The sequence below is a fragment of the Ruegeria sp. SATB045 genome (assembly GCF_059613525.1).
Genome location: NZ_JBXWSR010000020.1, coordinates 550,496 through 566,225, shown reverse-complemented (window position 1 = coordinate 566,225; position 15,730 = coordinate 550,496). Strand labels below are relative to the sequence as shown.

General features: G+C 57.7%; 18 protein-coding genes. 8 read left to right on the top strand and 10 right to left on the bottom strand.

The window, feature by feature from the left end:
* Window positions 1–160: 160 nt before the first annotated feature.
* Window positions 161–1,042 carry a DMT family transporter gene (locus tag AC2FNR_RS10390; RefSeq protein ID WP_496848992.1) on the bottom strand — a complete coding sequence of 294 codons (882 nt, stop codon included), beginning with the start codon at window positions 1,040–1,042 and terminating at the stop codon, window positions 161–163.
* Window positions 1,043–1,414: 372 nt separating this feature from the next.
* Here AC2FNR_RS10390 and AC2FNR_RS10385 point away from each other — a divergent pair, with 372 nt between their 5' ends.
* Complete coding sequence (locus AC2FNR_RS10385) at window positions 1,415–2,671, top strand: DEAD/DEAH box helicase (protein WP_496848991.1); 1,257 nt, start codon at window positions 1,415–1,417, stop codon at window positions 2,669–2,671.
* Window positions 2,672–2,706: 35 nt separating this feature from the next.
* On the opposite strand, the gene mltG is transcribed toward AC2FNR_RS10385, so the two are convergent.
* The 7 genes from mltG to fabD all read right to left on the bottom strand — a co-directional run bounded on the left by mltG (window position 2,707) and on the right by fabD (window position 9,029).
* Window positions 2,707–3,867 carry an endolytic transglycosylase MltG gene (mltG, locus tag AC2FNR_RS10380; RefSeq protein ID WP_496848990.1) on the bottom strand — a complete coding sequence of 387 codons (1,161 nt, stop codon included), beginning with the start codon at window positions 3,865–3,867 and terminating at the stop codon, window positions 2,707–2,709.
* Window positions 3,868–5,133, bottom strand: coding sequence for a beta-ketoacyl-ACP synthase II (gene fabF / locus AC2FNR_RS10375; protein WP_209194334.1), 1,266 nt, complete (start codon window positions 5,131–5,133; stop codon window positions 3,868–3,870). It lies immediately after the preceding gene.
* 194 nt (window positions 5,134–5,327) lie between these two features.
* Entirely contained in the window at window positions 5,328–6,071 is a 744-nt protein-coding gene (locus tag AC2FNR_RS10370) for a 1-(5-phosphoribosyl)-5-[(5-phosphoribosylamino)methylideneamino]imidazole-4-carboxamide isomerase (protein WP_170354519.1), read from the bottom strand.
* 117 nt (window positions 6,072–6,188) lie between these two features.
* Entirely contained in the window at window positions 6,189–6,728 is a 540-nt protein-coding gene (locus AC2FNR_RS10365; protein WP_170752566.1) for a GNAT family N-acetyltransferase, read from the bottom strand.
* Window positions 6,729–6,869: 141 nt separating this feature from the next.
* Window positions 6,870–7,103, bottom strand: coding sequence for an acyl carrier protein (locus AC2FNR_RS10360; protein ID WP_008756330.1), 234 nt, complete (start codon window positions 7,101–7,103; stop codon window positions 6,870–6,872).
* A gap of 208 nt (window positions 7,104–7,311) precedes the next feature.
* Window positions 7,312–8,049, bottom strand: coding sequence for a 3-oxoacyl-[acyl-carrier-protein] reductase (gene fabG / locus AC2FNR_RS10355; protein ID WP_170354521.1), 738 nt, complete (start codon window positions 8,047–8,049; stop codon window positions 7,312–7,314).
* A gap of 41 nt (window positions 8,050–8,090) precedes the next feature.
* On the bottom strand, window positions 8,091–9,029 hold the full coding sequence (fabD, locus tag AC2FNR_RS10350; protein ID WP_496848989.1) for an ACP S-malonyltransferase: 939 nt from the start codon (window positions 9,027–9,029) through the stop codon (window positions 8,091–8,093).
* 171 nt (window positions 9,030–9,200) lie between these two features.
* On the opposite strand from fabD, the gene AC2FNR_RS10345 reads away from it, so the two are divergent.
* Window positions 9,201–10,427: a cytochrome b/b6 domain-containing protein gene (locus AC2FNR_RS10345; protein WP_496848988.1), complete on the top strand. Its 1,227-nt coding sequence runs from the start codon at window positions 9,201–9,203 to the stop codon at window positions 10,425–10,427.
* Between the two features lie 57 nt (window positions 10,428–10,484).
* On the opposite strand, the gene AC2FNR_RS10340 is transcribed toward AC2FNR_RS10345, so the two are convergent.
* Together AC2FNR_RS10340 and AC2FNR_RS10335 are read right to left on the bottom strand one after the other, a co-directional pair.
* The gene (locus AC2FNR_RS10340; RefSeq protein ID WP_496848987.1) at window positions 10,485–11,057 is read right to left on the bottom strand and encodes a YceI family protein; all 573 of its coding nucleotides are present in this window, start codon (window positions 11,055–11,057) and stop codon (window positions 10,485–10,487) included.
* A 126-nt stretch (window positions 11,058–11,183) separates the two neighbouring features.
* Window positions 11,184–11,702, bottom strand: coding sequence for a hypothetical protein (locus tag AC2FNR_RS10335; protein WP_170724420.1), 519 nt, complete (start codon window positions 11,700–11,702; stop codon window positions 11,184–11,186).
* Between the two features lie 286 nt (window positions 11,703–11,988).
* Between AC2FNR_RS10335 and rpsF the strand changes: the two genes are divergently transcribed.
* From rpsF to AC2FNR_RS10305, 6 genes are all read left to right on the top strand, one after another.
* Window positions 11,989–12,342, top strand: a complete 354-nt coding sequence (rpsF, locus tag AC2FNR_RS10330) for a 30S ribosomal protein S6 (RefSeq protein ID WP_170354526.1) — start codon at window positions 11,989–11,991, stop codon at window positions 12,340–12,342.
* Window positions 12,343–12,369: 27 nt separating this feature from the next.
* On the top strand, window positions 12,370–12,597 hold the full coding sequence (rpsR, locus tag AC2FNR_RS10325; RefSeq protein WP_005982441.1) for a 30S ribosomal protein S18: 228 nt from the start codon (window positions 12,370–12,372) through the stop codon (window positions 12,595–12,597).
* Between the two features lie 12 nt (window positions 12,598–12,609).
* Complete coding sequence (gene rplI / locus AC2FNR_RS10320; protein ID WP_170354527.1) at window positions 12,610–13,233, top strand: 50S ribosomal protein L9; 624 nt, start codon at window positions 12,610–12,612, stop codon at window positions 13,231–13,233.
* A gap of 149 nt (window positions 13,234–13,382) precedes the next feature.
* Window positions 13,383–13,859, top strand: a complete 477-nt coding sequence (locus AC2FNR_RS10315) for a transglycosylase SLT domain-containing protein (protein ID WP_170354528.1) — start codon at window positions 13,383–13,385, stop codon at window positions 13,857–13,859.
* A 212-nt stretch (window positions 13,860–14,071) separates the two neighbouring features.
* Complete coding sequence (locus AC2FNR_RS10310) at window positions 14,072–14,773, top strand: helix-turn-helix transcriptional regulator (protein WP_170354529.1); 702 nt, start codon at window positions 14,072–14,074, stop codon at window positions 14,771–14,773.
* Window positions 14,774–14,869: 96 nt separating this feature from the next.
* Entirely contained in the window at window positions 14,870–15,721 is an 852-nt protein-coding gene (locus AC2FNR_RS10305) for an acyl-homoserine-lactone synthase (protein ID WP_496848986.1), read from the top strand.
* The last annotated feature ends 9 nt before the right edge of the window (window positions 15,722–15,730 follow it).

Sequence of the window (15,730 nt, the reverse complement as noted above, 5' to 3'; positions counted from 1 at the left end):
CGGGGTTAACCCGGGGCCGTCGCCCATTTCTCCTAGCATGACACAAAAACTACGGCAAAAAGCGCGCAAAGTCAATATGTTGCGCAACACCCATGCAACGGGAACCGCACTGCCTGTTAAGACTGTTGGCGTCTGATCTGTCTACCCACCGATAACTCGCTCAGCCCCGAGCGATCTCCAGCACAGCGGCACTCACAATCAGTACCGCCCCCGCGGCCTCGCGCAGCCCAAAGGGCTCGCCCGAAAACACAGCAGCCGAAATTAGGCCGACCACAACCTCGCTCATCAATAACAACCCCACCCGAGCCGGTGTCAGTAAAGTCGCGGGCCAGATCGTCAGAAAGATCATCGGCAGAGTGTACAGCACCGACAGCATCGCAATGGGCAGCACACCGACAACAATCGCGCTTTGCTGTTGCAGTCCGCCTGCGCTGAACACCAGGCTGATCAGCGACAGCAGCAGAGCCCCGGCAATAAACGCAAAAACCTGCCCCGGAACCGAAATGCCCGAGGAGCGATACAAACCCAGCGTGCCCACCGCCCAAGCCATGCCGGACACCAGCGCCGCCCAATCTCCGACATTGCTGGGCCAAGGGATGCCGTGGCCGCTGCCAAGGACGATCGCCATGCCTCCAAGGCCACATATCAACCCCAAAACGCGGGCTCTGGTCAGACGCTCGCCAAGAAAAACCCGGCCTAAGATCGTGCCCCAAACCGGCGTCAGGTAGAACAACAGGATGGCTCGAACGACATCCGTGTAGACCAGACTGATCGTGAACAGACCAAAGGCCGCACCGGTAAACATGCCGCTGAACATCAAATCCTGCCAGCGCCGTGCCAGATCGTGCCTGTCGCGCCACAAAAGCGGCAAAAGGCCAAGCAGCGCGACCGAATACATCACAATCCCCGGCCAAGCCCCGTCCAGCCCCTGATCCACGAAGTAGCGGACAGGGATCCAGTACAGCCCCCACATCATACCGCCCAGAACCAGGGCACCGCTGGCGAGTTTCAGGCTATCGCCCTGCTGTGCACTTCCTTTCATTCCCTACCCCAAACTTCGCCCCGTAGTGTTACGACGCGCTAAACCGCCACTCGGAAATCGATGGCTCAAACTGATTGAGAACGCCAGCAGAATTTAGAACTCCGACCGCCAGTCCATCAGACAAATACTTGACAATGCCCGCGCCAACCCTCATGTGCACGCCATCAGCGCCGCCGCGTGAGCATTCGGGCCTTAGCCCCACCGGCGCACCATATCTCTCCTGGTTCCCCTTCACGCAGGGTTCTTGATGCGACGACCGGACGGTGCAGGATACGCCTGTGCGTCCCGAGGTCTCGCTAAACCCTGCCTGTCGCGCTTTTGCGCGGCAATACGCATCCGCGCTCAAAGTTGCGGATATTAAAGGATTATTACGTGTTCGACTTCGACATGCTGGGCCTGGCTCCGGCTTTGAACGACGCCCTGAAACGGGCGAACTTTACCCAACCCACGCCGATCCAAAACCAGGCCATCCCGATGGCGCTGAATGGACATGACATTCTTGGTCTGGCCCAGACTGGCACCGGCAAAACGCTGGCTTTTGGCCTACCGCTGATTGATCACCTGCTTGCGCAACCGGCCAAACCTGCACCCAAGACGGTCAAGGCTTTGATCCTTGCTCCGACGCGCGAACTGGTGAACCAGATCGCGGACAGCCTGCGTACCCTCACGCAAAAGACAAAACTACGCGTCGCCACCGTTGTCGGTGGCCAATCCATCGGTAAGCAGATTTCCTTCCTATCGCGCGGCACCGATATTCTGGTCGCCACCCCCGGTCGTTTGATAGACCTGATGGAGCGCGGAGCCGTCGACCTTGGTTCAGTGCGCCATCTGGTGCTGGACGAGGCCGACCAGATGCTGGACATGGGCTTTATCCATGCGCTCCGAAAAATCGCACCCGCATTGGGCACGCCGCGCCAGACGATGCTGTTCTCGGCCACCATGCCGAAACAGATGGAAGAGCTGAGCCAATCTTACCTCACCAACCCGCAGCGCATTCAGGTGTCGCCCCCGGGTAAAGCAGCGGACAAGATCACTCAGTCCGTTCACTTCCTGTCGCGGGCGGATAAGCCTCGCAAGCTGCGTGAAATCCTCTCCGCCGATATGGACGCTCTGACGTTGGTCTTCTCGCGCACCAAACACGGGGCCGAGCGGCTGATGAAAGACCTCGTCAAAGACGGGTTCAACGCGGCTTCAATCCACGGCAACAAAAGCCAAGGTCAGCGCGACCGGGCCATCAAAGCCTTCCGAGCTGGCGAGGTCAATGTGCTGGTCGCAACCGACGTTGCTGCGCGTGGCATCGACATTCCAGGCGTCGCTTACGTGATCAACTATGACCTGCCCGAAGTGCCTGACAATTATGTCCACCGCATTGGCCGCACGGCCCGCGCAGGGCGCGAGGGTGAGGGCATCGCTTTGTGCGCCCCGGATGAGCTGGACCAGCTGAAGCAAATCCAAAAGCTGATGAAAATCGACATTCCGGTCGCCAGCGGAACTATGCCTGAATTCGCCGAGCCCAAGAAGCCACGCAAACAGGGCGGTTTCCGGTCGCGTAAGCCACAAGGGGCTAAGTCCGGGCCCAAACCCGCCGCCTCTAAACGGCGCCGCCCACGCAGGCGTCCAGCAGCATAATGAAAAAAGGGCCGCGTTTCGGACGCGGCCCTTTTTTAGTTGCCCGAGCTGTTCCTCTGGGCTTCAATCTCGCGCCACTTGGCGACGTTTCGGTTGTGCTCGTCCAGCGTTTCCGCGAAAGCGTGCCCCCCTGTTCCGTCCGCCACAAAGAACACATAGTCTGTCTCCTCAGGTGCCACGGCGGCCTCAAGACTGGCCAACCCCGGATTGGCAATTGGCGTCGGTGGCAAGCCGTCAATCACATAAGTATTCCAAGGGGTTGCCCGACGAAGTTCACTTCTGCGCAATCCGCGTCCCAACGTGCCTTGTCCCTTGGTAACGCCATAGATCACCGTCGGGTCGGTTTGCAGCTTCATGCCGCGCTCCAAACGGTTGACGAACACACTGGCCACCTGCCCACGCTCATGTGGAACACCGGTTTCTTTTTCTATGATCGAGGCAAGGATCAGCATCTCTTCGGGGTTCGAGATCGGTAGATCATCTTGACGGCTTTCCCAGATCGCGTTGATCCGAAGTTGCTGCTTGTCCTGCATCCCCTTCAGCACGGCCATCCGATCAGTTCCGCGCGCGATGTCGTAGCTGTCAGGCGCCAACATCCCTTCGGCCGGAATCTCAGTCACTTCGCCGGTCAAGGCCCCAATCTGTTTCAAACCTTCAACCACCTGCCACGAGGTCACGCCCTCGGCAACTGAAACGCGATAGCGCGTGTCCGCATCTTCGCTTTTCTCATTATACGCGGCGGGTACGTCTTCATCGGTGACGTCAAAAGATGCAATTTCGTCAAAGGCCAAAGTGGCAGGATTCAGTTCACGCACACGGGTCTGGATACGGGTCACACCGATGCGATATTCGATCTCAGACCCGCAGGTGCTGGCGCCACTGCTGGTGATTTCGTCGATGATCTGTTCCATCGACGCGCCTTCGCGCACCAGAAAGCTGCCAGCCTTCAACTGCTGGGACCGGTCAGTGTAATCCGCCGCCATACGAAAAACCGTGGCACTGCTGATTGCACCCTGATCCTGCAGAAGCTGGCTGACCTCCCCCATATTCGATCCGCGTTCGACCCTCAAACAGATCGCCGTTTCCAACGGGCCTTCGCTTTTGTACCGCGACTGCCCCCACAGGATCAGACCACCCATCAAGAACAAGCCGACCACTAGAATGGTCAGCATGTTAGATGCCAGGGCCCGCCACATTTAGCTGACCTTTCCGAAGATCACGCTGGCATTGGTGCCGCCAAAGCCGAAAGAGTTTGAAAGCGCCACATCGATCTTGCGTTCGCGCTTGGCGTTAGGGGCTAGGTCGATCGGAGTTTCAACCGCCGGGTTATCCAAGTTGATCGTCGGAGGCGCAACCTGGTCACGGATTGCGAGGATCGAGAAGATCGCCTCGATCGCGCCCGCAGCACCTAACAAGTGGCCCGTCGCGGATTTTGTCGAGCTCATCGTGGCATTCGCCGCATGATCGCCCAGCAAACGCTCGACCGCGCCCAATTCAATGGTATCCGCCATGGTCGATGTGCCATGCGCGTTGATATAGTCCAGATCCTTGGGCTCAAGGCCCGCGCTGCGCAGCGCGGCCTGCATCGAGCGTTCAGCCCCATCGCCATCTTCGCTAGGCGCGGTGATGTGATAGGCGTCACCAGACATGCCATAGCCCAGAACCTCGGCATAAATCTTTGCACCACGCGCCTTGGCGTGCTCGTATTCCTCCAGGACCACGATCCCAGAGCCTTCACCCATGACAAAACCGTCACGATCAATGTCATATGGACGGCTGGCTTTCTTGGGGTCATCGGCAAATTTAGTGGAAAGCGCCTTGCACGAATTGAAGCCCGCGATGCCGATCTCGCAGATGCAGCCTTCGCCACCGCCAGCAACCATGACATCCGCATCACCTGCGCGGATGATGCGGCTTGCATCACCGATGGCATGCGCACCAGTCGAACAGGCCGTTACAACCGAATGGTTTGGCCCCTTAAACCCACGTCGGATCGACACTTGCCCAGAGGCCAGGTTGATCAGTGCACCCGGAATAAAGAATGGTGAGACGCGGCGCGGACCCTTGTCGCGGATCAGATTGGCTGTTTCCGCAATGGACCCAAGACCACCAATCCCGGAGCCGATCAGAACTCCGGTGCGTAAGCGCGCTTCTTCATCTTCGGGCATCCAACCCGCATCTTCGCAGGCCATATCGGCCGCTGCGATGGAATACAGGATAAAATCCTCGATCTTGCGCTGCTCTTTCGGCGGCATCCAATCGTCGGGGTTAAACGTTCCATTGGTGCCGTCCCCGCGCGGGACTTCGCAGGCGTAGGTCGTTGTGACCCCACTGCCTTCGGCATCAAACTGAGTGATCGGACCAGCGCCGGATTCTCCATCCAGCAGCCGCGACCAGGTTTCCTCGACCCCGCTGGCCAACGGAGTGACCAATCCCAGACCGGTTACAACGACTCTGCGCATGAAGTGCCTCTTGCCTGCTTCGTGTTTAAGAAACGCTCATACCCCGGCCCGGGGTGTGGGGGCAAGAGCAAGGGTACATTCCGCCGGAAAGCTATTCTCGCCGACTTGGTCTCGGCACACTGGCAAACAGCATAAAAGGCGAAAACCGCCCTTGCTATAGCTTGAAAGGGCGGCGTCCTTGGGTTGGTCTTCGATTATTGGAACTCTGCGACCGGTTCATGCGCAGCGGTGGCAACCTCCAACGCATCGGACAGTTCCAATGTCTTACGGAATAGCGCGCGCCCAACCAGCGCACCCGAGATATTCGGGATGTAAGCCAGCCGTGAGATATCGTCGGCAGAACGCACCACGCCACTGGCAATAATCGGCGTGCGCGACTTTTCTGCTAACCCGGAAATCAGACCCAGCTGAGCTTCGACATCGCTCATATCGCTATCAATATCGGTCACCAGAATGGCCGCAAAAGGCGTGTCTGCAAATGCTTCGACAAATGCGTCCGGCGTAAAGGCGCTTTGGCTGCGCCACCCCTCTGTCATGACGTAGCCCTGCCAGACATCAACAGCCAGAACGATTTGATCCGGATACAGCTTGGCCAATTCCTTCACCAGATTGGGGTCCCAGGCAGCTAAGGTCCCGATGACGATCCGGCCCGCTCCCTTGTCAATCCAGCGTTCGACCTGTTCGCGCGTGCGCATACCGCCAGCCAACTGCACCGGGATTTCGGCTGACCGGATGATCTCTTCGACCAGTTCCGAATTGGTATCACGCCCTTCGATGGCGTCGAAATCCGTCAGGTGCATCCATTCCGCCCCTGCGGCCGCCCAGCTGCGGGCTGTTTCGGCAGGGTTCACATGCCAGATCATAGCTTCGTCCAGACGGCCCTTGTCCAGCGTGACACACCGGCCGTTCTGCAATTCCATAGTGGGGTAAATCCTCATGAGCCTGATCCTCCGCTCAATCCTTTGCACATGAGATCAGCATACACGCAGTACCGGTCCGCGAAATTACCAGTTTCGGCAAACTGCGGACTTTTTGCGGCATCGCAAACCGCACTGTCAGTGCCGCGTCGGAGGACCGTTTCGCCGCAACAGGCACACGCGAGACCCCTGATAATCATCCTCGCGCATTTCGACATATCCCAACCGCGCCGCCAGTTTTTGCGAAGCCAAGTTGTCGGAATTTACCATTGCAACCAATGGACCGGGCATAATCCGGTCGAACCAGTCATGGGCGGCCTGTGCAGCCTCAAGGCCCATGCCCTGCCCTTGGGCTTCTGGGGCAAGCACCCAACCTGCTTCGGGAAAGTCGTCGAAATCCTCGCCCAGCGCGCGATTGCCATAGAAAAACCCCGCCTGTCCGATCATCTGCCGATTCGATTGCTGAATTACAGCCCATTGGCCGAATCCGGCCATCTGCCAATGCCCCGCATTGCGCAAGAACGAATCCCAGGCTTCGCCGCGCGACCGTGGCTTGCCCCCGATATGCCGCACGACACATGGGTTGCGCCAGATCTCGGCGAACCGGTTGAAATCCTCAGGCCGCATGGCGCAGAGCGTCAAGCGTGCCGTGTTTATCATCGGGGTGGATCGTATCATGCCCTGCCCGCTCTGAATTTTTTGCCTCAGCGGAAAGGGTGCGGACGAAAACAGCCTCTGACAAGCCCGAATAACGTCCACGCAACAAAAAACGGCGCCTCCGTTGCCCGGAAGCGCCGCTTTTTAGGATTCTCTAAGGTCTTAGGACGCTTCAGAGATGAATTTGACGGCGTCGCCAAAGGTCTGGATGGTCTCGGCTGCGTCATCGGGGATCTCGATGCCGAACTCTTCTTCGAAGGCCATGACCAGCTCAACAGTGTCCAAGCTGTCTGCGCCCAGATCGTCGATGAAGGAAGCGTTTTCCGCTACTTTATCTTCTTCAACACCCAGGTGCTCAACAACGATCTTCTTAACGCGATCTGCGACGTCGCTCATGTCTATTCCTCATTCCATTTCAGGGCATAGTGCCCGGTTCTGCCCTTGCCCGCTCAGGCTGGCCTTGATGTGCCCTTCTGGGCGGTTTGGGTTCCCGATTGCCGGGAAACTAGAAGGCCGACCCTACGGCCGACCCCCGAATTGATGCGCCGCCTATAGCACAGACAACGCCCAAGGCAAACGCTTTCGCGCCTGCCCCGACAGGTGGTCACAACATGGCCATACCGCCGTTTACATGCAAGGTGGTTCCGGTCACATATCCGGCCTCGGGGCTGGCAAGGTACAGAACTGCCGCGGCAATTTCCGACGCGTCCCCCATACGTCCGGCCGGAACCTGACCCAGGATGCCCGACTTCTGATCGTCAGTCAGCTTGTCGGTCATCGCCGTGGTGATAAAGCCGGGCGCCACCGCATTGGCCGTGATTCCGCGGCTTGCGACCTCGTATGCCAGCGACTTGGTCATCCCGACCATCCCCGCCTTGGACGCGGCATAATTCGCCTGACCGGGGTTGCCCGTCGCGCCCACCACGGACGAGATGTTGATGATCCGGCCCCAACGCGCCTTCATCATGCCGCGCAGCACGCCTTTGCAGAGTTTCGCGGTCGAGGTCATGTTAACGTCGATTACGCTCTGCCATTCGTCATCCGACATGCGCATGAACAGGTTGTCACGCGTGATACCCGCGTTGTTGACCAGAATATCGACCGACCCCATCGCATCCGCCGCCTGCTTTGGCAGGGCGGCCACAGCCTCAGGGTCGCTCAGATTACAGGGCAGCACATGGGCACGATCGCCGAGTTCGGCGGCCAGCGCCTCCAGCGGTTCAACACGCGTGCCCGAAAGCGCCACCGTAGCGCCTGCAGCATGCAGAGAGCGCGCGATCTCACCACCGATCCCGCCCGAGGCACCGGTGATCAGTGCGTTCTTACCTGTCAAATCAAACATTCTCTTATCCTTTAGCTACGCGCCACGCGACGCGCGGTATCTTACGATTCGGCTTGGGTCACATTCTGCACGTCATCCGGCGTGCCGACAGCGTTACCCGCGATCGAACGGTCGATTTTGCGGATCATCCCGGACAGAGCTTTCCCTGCCCCGATCTCCCACGTGTCGGTAACGCCCTGCGCGGCCATATACTGCACGCTTTCGCGCCAGCGGACCGAGCCGGTGACCTGCTCGACCAGCAACTGACGGATCAGATCGGGGTCACTGACCGCCTCGGCGCGCACATTGGCAATCAGCGGCACGGCAGGCGCTTTGATTTCAACCCCTGCCAAAGCTTCGGCCATCACGTCAGCAGCAGGCTGCATCAAGGCACAATGGAAGGGCGCGCTGACAGGCAGCATGACTGCGCGCTTGGCGCCCTTTTCCTTGGCAATCTCGGCCGCGCGTTCCACAGCAGCCTTCGCGCCCGAGACCACAACCTGTGTCGGGTCATTGTCGTTTGCGGCCTGACAGACTTTACCCTGCGCGGCCTCATCCGCCACGGCGCGCACGGCCTCAAGGTCCAGCCCAAGGATCGCCGCCATCGCACCTTCGCCCACTGGCACGGCGCTTTGCATCGCCTGACCGCGGGTGCGCAGAAGACGCGCTGTATCCGCAACCGTCAGCGCACCAGCAGCGGCCAGCGCGGAATATTCCCCCAACGAATGCCCGGCAACAAAGATTGCATCTGTGATCGAGACGCCCTCGGCCTCCAGCGCCCGCATCGCCGCCATGGACGTGGCCATCAGTGCCGGCTGTGCGTTTTGCGTCAGGGTCAGCTCGGCAATATCACCGTCCCAGATCAGGCCGCTCAGCTTTTCGCCCAGGGCTTCGTCCACTTCGTCGAACACCGCCTGTGCGGCAGGGTAAGCCTCGGCCAAAGCTTTGCCCATTCCGATGGTCTGGGCGCCCTGCCCTGGGAAAACAAATGCGCGTGTCATTGCAACCTCTTGGATGACGTTAGGTTGCGGCGGGGTGTAAACTGTGTAACCGCGCGGCACAAGCACTGCCTGATCTCTGCACAAAGGCACCGTAGCTGTGCGCCCTGCCCCCTTGAGTCCTGATCTCATGGCTTTAGTTTGAGCGAAGCCACCTAACCCCCGGAGCGCCAGATGCCCTCGACCAATACATTCTCAAGCTATGGCAGTGTCACCAAGGCCTTCCACTGGCTGACCGCACTGCTGATCTTTACCGCGTTCCCTCTGGGGTATTTTGCTAACGAACTGGCTCAGGCGATCTATGATCCGAACGTCCCAACGACAGAAGATGACATCTCACGTGCAGCGCGCCTGTTCTCGCTACACAAGACTGTCGGCGTGGCCGTCTTTTTCGTCGCCCTCGCACGCATCCTGTGGGCCCTGACGCAAACCAAACCCGGTCTTCTGAACGCCGACAACAAGCCCGAAGCTTTTGCCGCGGAAACCGTACACTGGCTGCTATACGGCTCATTGGTATTGGTGCCGCTGACCGGGTGGATTCACCACGCGGCGGCCGAGGGATTTGCGCCGATCCTTTGGCCATTTGGGCAAAACCTGCCTTTGGTCCCCAAATCCGAGCATCTGGCCGAATTCACCGCCAGCCTCCATTGGCTTTTCGTATGGACGCTTGGCGGTTCTCTGGTGCTGCACGTTGCCGGGGCGGTGAAACACCATGTCATCGACAAGGACAGCACGTTGAGGCGTATGCTGCCCGGTTCTATGCAGTCACCGGAACCTCCAGCTCAGCATCATTCGGCAACACCCGCGTTTGCCGCGCTGGTTGTCTGGGGTGCCGTGTTGATCGGCGGCTGGGGAATCGGCGCGTTCAGCCATCACTCTCACGCCCATACCGACGCCGCCGAACTGGCCGAGGTTCAATCGGAGTGGCAGGTACAAGAAGGCACATTGGGTATCACCATTAGCCAATTAGGCAGTCCCGTAACTGGCAGTTTCGCCGACTGGACTGCTGCCATCGCGTTTGACGACCCAGCGGAACCCGGTTTGGCCGGATCGGCTAATGTAACGATCTCAATCCCTTCCCTGAGCCTCGGCACAGTCAGCGGACAGGCAATGGGGGCTGATTTCTTCGACAGCGCGCAATTCCCTACGGCGCAATTCACAGCCGATCTGTTCAAGACCGAAACCGGGTACGAGGCACGCGGGCCTCTGACCATTCGCGACAAATCTGTCGACGTGGTGTTGCCCTTCACTCTGGATCTGCAGGGCGATACCGCCACAGTCTCCGGCAAGTTGGAGTTGAACCGAATGGATTTCGACGTCGGCACCTCGCAGCCTACCGAGGACTCACTGGGGTTCACGGTCATCGTTTTGGTAGACCTTACCGCGACACGCGGCGAGTAAAAGAAAACCGCCGGAGCCTGCGCTCCGGCGGTTTCGATTTCAACAGATAAAAGCGGTTTATTCTGCTTTCTGCGCCTCAACCGAAATCTGGATTTGAACTTCGTCGCTAACGAACGGGGCAAACTGGCCCAGATCAAAATCGCTGCGGATCAGAGTGGTTGTTGCGTCGAAACCGGCCCAAGGTTTGCCAGCCATCGGGTGTTCTCCGACTTGGTTCAGTTTGGCGTCCAGCACGACCGACTTGGTAACGCCGTTCATGGTCAGATCTCCGGTGATGTTGGCGGTGTTCTCACCAGTAACTTCGATCCCGGTCGACGTGAATGAGATCAGGTCGCCTTCGGTCACGCCAAAGAAATCTTCGGTCATAAAGTGATCTTTGCGCGGTTTCCAACCGGTGAACATCTCAACGACTGGCATAGACACAGACACGCTAGACGCTGCCGGGTTTTCCTGATCGAACATGATCTCGCCTTCAAAACCCGAGAACATGCCATAGGTCGTCGAGAAACCAAGGTGATTGTAGTTAAAGATGACCTGGCTGTGGCTTGGGTCCAGAACGTATTTCTCGGCGCTGGCAAACGCCGAAGTCGCCGACACGGCCAGTGCAGCAGCAAGAAGGGTGGATTTCATGACAAACTCCGCATTGTTGTGGATGCAAACCTGTTGGGTTGCTCGATAACAAAAATGTGCCGCCCAAGGGCGGCACACAAGCTTTATTCTCTCACAACTTCTGTTCCTATATGAACAGAATAAAAATCAGGCGAAGATTGTTACACTTCCACTCAGTTGACCCTTGAGCGCTCGGCTGACATCCGCCGATTGCAACGGCAGCTTCATCAACAAGCTGCCGTCCACGTCGAACAGCTCGACCTGGTCATCGCTGAACTTGGCACCGCCCAGCGTGTCATAGCTGCGGCGCAGAACAGTCTGGGGCCGACCGTTTTCGTTCTTTTGCAAAACGCGCACCTCACGGCGGATCGGATCGAAATACGCATCAGGACGGGCATCCATCACCTGAATGGTCAGAAGACTGACACCGACAACAAGAAAGGCAAGCGACGCGGCCAGTTTGATCGGCCAGACTTCGGTAGCCATGGCAGAGCCCGGAGCGAGCCACATTGAAAATGCCATCACAATCAGGAACGCACCAACCATGCGCGCCAGGATCATGCGGACTTTCCAGTTCGGCGCGAACGCGATCAGAACTGGAACGGATTTCTCAAAACTCGCGTTTGACGCGGTCTGTTCGAGTGTATTCGTATTAATCGCGGTCATTTCTCTCACCCTGTTTCTCAGGTTGCCGACTTGGGTCCGGTGTGTCCGGTTATTGTCCCGGTATGAGAGTTAAGATCGAATTGAAAAGCGTCAGGAATTGGGCGTCGCGATGGAAATAGCACGACTTCACCAAGGCATATGTGACGGGACTTGCCCCGTCGAAATAAACGTGTATACGGGGCCATCCTTCGCTAATCGTATGAATCGCGCAGCCTCTCGTGGCAGGGTCGCGAAGGACCAGATGGCCCCGCCTATGAAATGCGCCTTGATATAAACAGGAGTGCACATGCCACTGTATGAGCATGTAATGATCGCGCGTCAGGATCTGTCCAACGCGCAGGCAGAAAGCCTCGTCGAACACTTCGGCACCGTTCTGGCTGACAACGGCGGCAACGTCGTCGAAAGCGAGTACTGGGGTGTCAAGACGATGGCCTACAAGATCAACAAAAACCGCAAAGGCCACTACGCCTTCCTGAAAACCGACTCGCCTGCTGGCGCGGTTCAGGAAATGGAGCGCCTGATGCGCCTGCACGAAGACGTCATGCGCGTTCTGACCATCAAGGTCGACGAACATGCCGAGGGCCCCTCGGTCCAGATGCAGAAGCGCGACGAGCGCGAAGGCCGCCGCGAGCGCCGCTGATCAACGCCTGACGAAAGGACATAAACCATGGCCGCAAAACCATTTTTCCGCCGCCGCAAGGTCTGCCCGTTCTCGGGCGATAACGCGCCGAAGATCGACTATAAGGACACCCGTCTGCTGCAGCGCTACATCTCTGAGCGTGGCAAGATCGTACCTTCGCGCATCACCGCCGTTTCGGCGAAAAAGCAGCGTGAACTGGCCCGTGCTATCAAGCGCGCCCGCTTCCTCGCCCTGCTGCCCTACGCCGTGAAGTAAGGAGAGACTGACATGCAAGTTATCCTGCTGGAACGCGTTGCGAAATTGGGTCAGATGGGCGACGTCGTTGACGTCAAGCCCGGCTACGCCCGCAACTTCCTGCTGCCCCAAGGCAAAGCCCTGAGCGCGTCCGAGTCGAACATCGCCTCGTTCGAAGCCCGCAAGGCGCAGCTTGAAGCGCACAACCTGGAAACCAAGAAAGAAGCTGAAGCACTGGCTGAAAAGCTGGACGGTCAGCAGTTCATCGTGATTCGCTCGGCATCGGATGCTGGCGCTCTGTATGGCTCGGTCACTCCGCGTGACGCCGCAGAGGCCGCGACCGAAGCTGGCTTCACCGTCGACAAGAAACAGATCGCCCTGATCGCACCGATCAAGGAACTGGGTCTGCACTCGCTCGCAGTCAAACTGCACCCCGAGGTCGAAGTCGAGATTCAGATGAACGTCGCCCGTTCGGAAGAAGAAGCCGAACTGCAAGCTTCGGGCAAGTCGATCCAGGAACTGGCTGCCGAAGAAGAAGCAGCCGCTGAATTCGAAATCGCCGAGCTGTTCGACGACATCGGTTCGGCCGCGTCAGACGACGATGACCTGGTTGCTGACGAAGCACCAGCTGCGGAAGAAGACGAAGCAAAAGCCTGATCTTCTTCACTGGATTTGAGAAAGGCCGCGTCATCATGCGCGGCCTTTTTTCATTCAAGGTCCCAACGGCATATTTCAGCCGGAATCTTCCGCTACCCTTGCGGACGAAACCAAGTTTCCTAGTATCGCGACAAACGCCGGAGATCTCGATGACCAAAATCATGCGCCGTAATTTGATTGCCCTGTTGCTCGCCGCGCCTCTTGCTGCATGCGGAAGCCCGGACACCCCGACACGTGCCGCATTTGATCCTCCGCTTTATCCCAATGAGACGCCCGAGTTGCGGGCCTCGATCAACAAATGGGCCGATCACTACGAGCTCCCGCGAGAGTTGGTTCACAAGCTCGCCATCCGAGAAAGCACACACCGGCCGTGGGCGGTGAACCGTCCCTATTACGGCCTGTTGCAGATCCTTCCGGCGACAGCCCGGTCCATGGGTTACAGTGGTGACCCACAGGGCCTGTTGGACGCCGATACCAATCTGGAATTCGCGGGCAAATACCTACGCGGAGCATGGTTGTTGTCCGACGGCGATCAGCAGCGCGCGATTTTCCTGTATGCCAAAGGCTATTGGCCTGAGGCCAAGGCCCGCGGATTGCTCGTCGAGACTGGGTTGAAACCCGAGTGAGACAACTTGTCCTGCAGTCGGCAACAATCCGCAAAATACCGCTGCAAAAACAGGCCAATTCCTACGTATCTATTGCCATTTCACTGCATTAACACCATGCAAAGCGAACTATTTGCTTGCGTCACATCATCAAGGTGACGCAACGTATGCTTTAATTTGGACAGATACGACTATGCTCTGGGGAGAGGATAGTCATCACGAAGGTTAGACACTTGAAACTCATCGACCTAGCCAGGATCGAACAAGAAGAAAGGTCTGCGGCGGACATTATCAATGCCGTTTGCAACGAACTTGGCTTTGATTACGCATCCTATGCAACTTTCAACCCCGTCAAAGGGGATGTTCAGGGCTATGCAAATTACCCCGACGAATGGAAGATCCACTACGGAAGCCAAGGGTTTCATCACTTCGATCCAACTTTGTACCAATCCATGCTTAGCATCGCACCGGTGGACTGGAGTCGTTTTAGCCAAGATGAAAAGTTTCACACGGTTTTCAAAGACGCCCACGACTTTGGAATTACCCCGCGGGGGCTGACCGTTCCGGTCCGGGGTCCCTATGGCGAATGTGGCTTGCTGAACGTGACCCGCAACTGCTCGGATGAGGAATGGGAAAGACTGAAGCGACACGTTATGGGAGACCTGCAGTTGGCGGCAGTCCAGGCGCATGACACCGTCATGCAGTCCGGGCTTTTGGCAAAAGCCCTGTATCTGCCAACCCTGTCCACGCGTGAGAAAGAGATTTTGCAATGGGTAGCGGAAGGGAAGTCGCAACAGGACATCGGCGATATTCTTTCGATCTCGCACCGCACAGTTGAAGTTCACGTTAGGTCCGGCCGCGAGAAACTCGGGGCTTTGACCACGCCACAGGCGATTGGTCGCGCCATAGGGCTTGGAATAATCGCCCCTGGTTAACCAAAAAACCGCTTCTCTACGGGAAACCCCCAATAGTCTCAGATCATAACTTGGTTAATTTTCCATTCACGGTAACCAATCTGTAGGGGGATGGAAATGATCATCGTGATTGATGGTATAAACCAACATAAATTCAAAGACGTCTTGGACGAAATGTATCAACTGCGCGCGCGCGTTTTCGGCGACCGCTTGGGATGGGATGTGAACATCCGCGACGGTCGGGAAGTCGACAAATTTGATACGCTTAATCCTGCACACGTGGTCAGCCTGAACGACGAGGGGGGCGTCGTAGGCTGCATGCGGTTGCTGCAGACCACGGGGCCACATATGCTGGCAGACGTGTTTAACTCGATCCTGGACGGCGAACCGCCTCTGCGCAGCGCGCAAGTGTGGGAAGCAACCCGTTTTTGCGTCGACACAAAGAAACTGGGGCGTGGCAGGGGCGAAAATTCGGTCTCGTACGTAACCAGCGAGGTCATGATAGGGTCGTTCGAATACGCAAAGATGGCAGGAGTGCTGGATTCGATCGCTGTGATTGATCCTGTCATGAACCGGGTTCTGCAACGGTCTGGTAACGCTCCGTATGACTATTTAGGCTCTGCCAAACCAATGGGCAAAGTTGTTGCCATGGCCGCACTTATGGATTGCTCGGACGAAAGGATTTCCGGAATTCGGAAATATGCAGGAATCGCGCACGATGTGTTTCTAAGCGACGAACAAGCACGCACGTTGTTCGACAAGACCAAAGCGGCACCCAAGGCTGCAAACTACGACCGTAAGCCGCTCAATCAGCTCGAAAAGTACTTTGTGGAACAAATGGGTGCAGCCACCTCGAAAGACGAAGTTGACGCTGTTCTGAGGCTGATTGAAGAACTTTCGGATAAGTTTACGCCAGAGCAGAAGTTCGCTCTGCTGAGTACCCCCCGCGCTTTCGCTCATGAGGCCTGACCCCCTCAC

What these genes read in the sequence shown, in the direction of transcription:
- AC2FNR_RS10390 (WP_496848992.1), bottom strand. Translation starts at nt 1,042, where the DNA reads ATGAAAGGAAGTGCACAGCAGGGCGATAGCCTGAAACTCGCCAGCGGT.
- mltG (WP_496848990.1), bottom strand. Translation starts at nt 3,867, where the DNA reads ATGTGGCGGGCCCTGGCATCTAACATGCTGACCATTCTAGTGGTCGGC.
- fabF (WP_209194334.1), bottom strand. Translation starts at nt 5,133, where the DNA reads ATGCGCAGAGTCGTTGTAACCGGTCTGGGATTGGTCACTCCGTTGGCC.
- AC2FNR_RS10370 (WP_170354519.1), bottom strand. Translation starts at nt 6,071, where the DNA reads ATGAGGATTTACCCCACTATGGAATTGCAGAACGGCCGGTGTGTCACG.
- AC2FNR_RS10365 (WP_170752566.1), bottom strand. Translation starts at nt 6,728, where the DNA reads ATGATACGATCCACCCCGATGATAAACACGGCACGCTTGACGCTCTGC.
- AC2FNR_RS10360 (WP_008756330.1), bottom strand. Translation starts at nt 7,103, where the DNA reads ATGAGCGACGTCGCAGATCGCGTTAAGAAGATCGTTGTTGAGCACCTG.
- fabG (WP_170354521.1), bottom strand. Translation starts at nt 8,049, where the DNA reads ATGTTTGATTTGACAGGTAAGAACGCACTGATCACCGGTGCCTCGGGC.
- fabD (WP_496848989.1), bottom strand. Translation starts at nt 9,029, where the DNA reads ATGACACGCGCATTTGTTTTCCCAGGGCAGGGCGCCCAGACCATCGGA.
- AC2FNR_RS10345 (WP_496848988.1), top strand. Translation starts at nt 9,201, where the DNA reads ATGCCCTCGACCAATACATTCTCAAGCTATGGCAGTGTCACCAAGGCC.
- AC2FNR_RS10340 (WP_496848987.1), bottom strand. Translation starts at nt 11,057, where the DNA reads ATGAAATCCACCCTTCTTGCTGCTGCACTGGCCGTGTCGGCGACTTCG.
- AC2FNR_RS10335 (WP_170724420.1), bottom strand. Translation starts at nt 11,702, where the DNA reads ATGACCGCGATTAATACGAATACACTCGAACAGACCGCGTCAAACGCG.
- rpsF (WP_170354526.1), top strand. Translation starts at nt 11,989, where the DNA reads ATGCCACTGTATGAGCATGTAATGATCGCGCGTCAGGATCTGTCCAAC.
- rpsR (WP_005982441.1), top strand. Translation starts at nt 12,370, where the DNA reads ATGGCCGCAAAACCATTTTTCCGCCGCCGCAAGGTCTGCCCGTTCTCG.
- rplI (WP_170354527.1), top strand. Translation starts at nt 12,610, where the DNA reads ATGCAAGTTATCCTGCTGGAACGCGTTGCGAAATTGGGTCAGATGGGC.
- AC2FNR_RS10315 (WP_170354528.1), top strand. Translation starts at nt 13,383, where the DNA reads ATGACCAAAATCATGCGCCGTAATTTGATTGCCCTGTTGCTCGCCGCG.
- AC2FNR_RS10305 (WP_496848986.1), top strand. Translation starts at nt 14,870, where the DNA reads ATGATCATCGTGATTGATGGTATAAACCAACATAAATTCAAAGACGTC.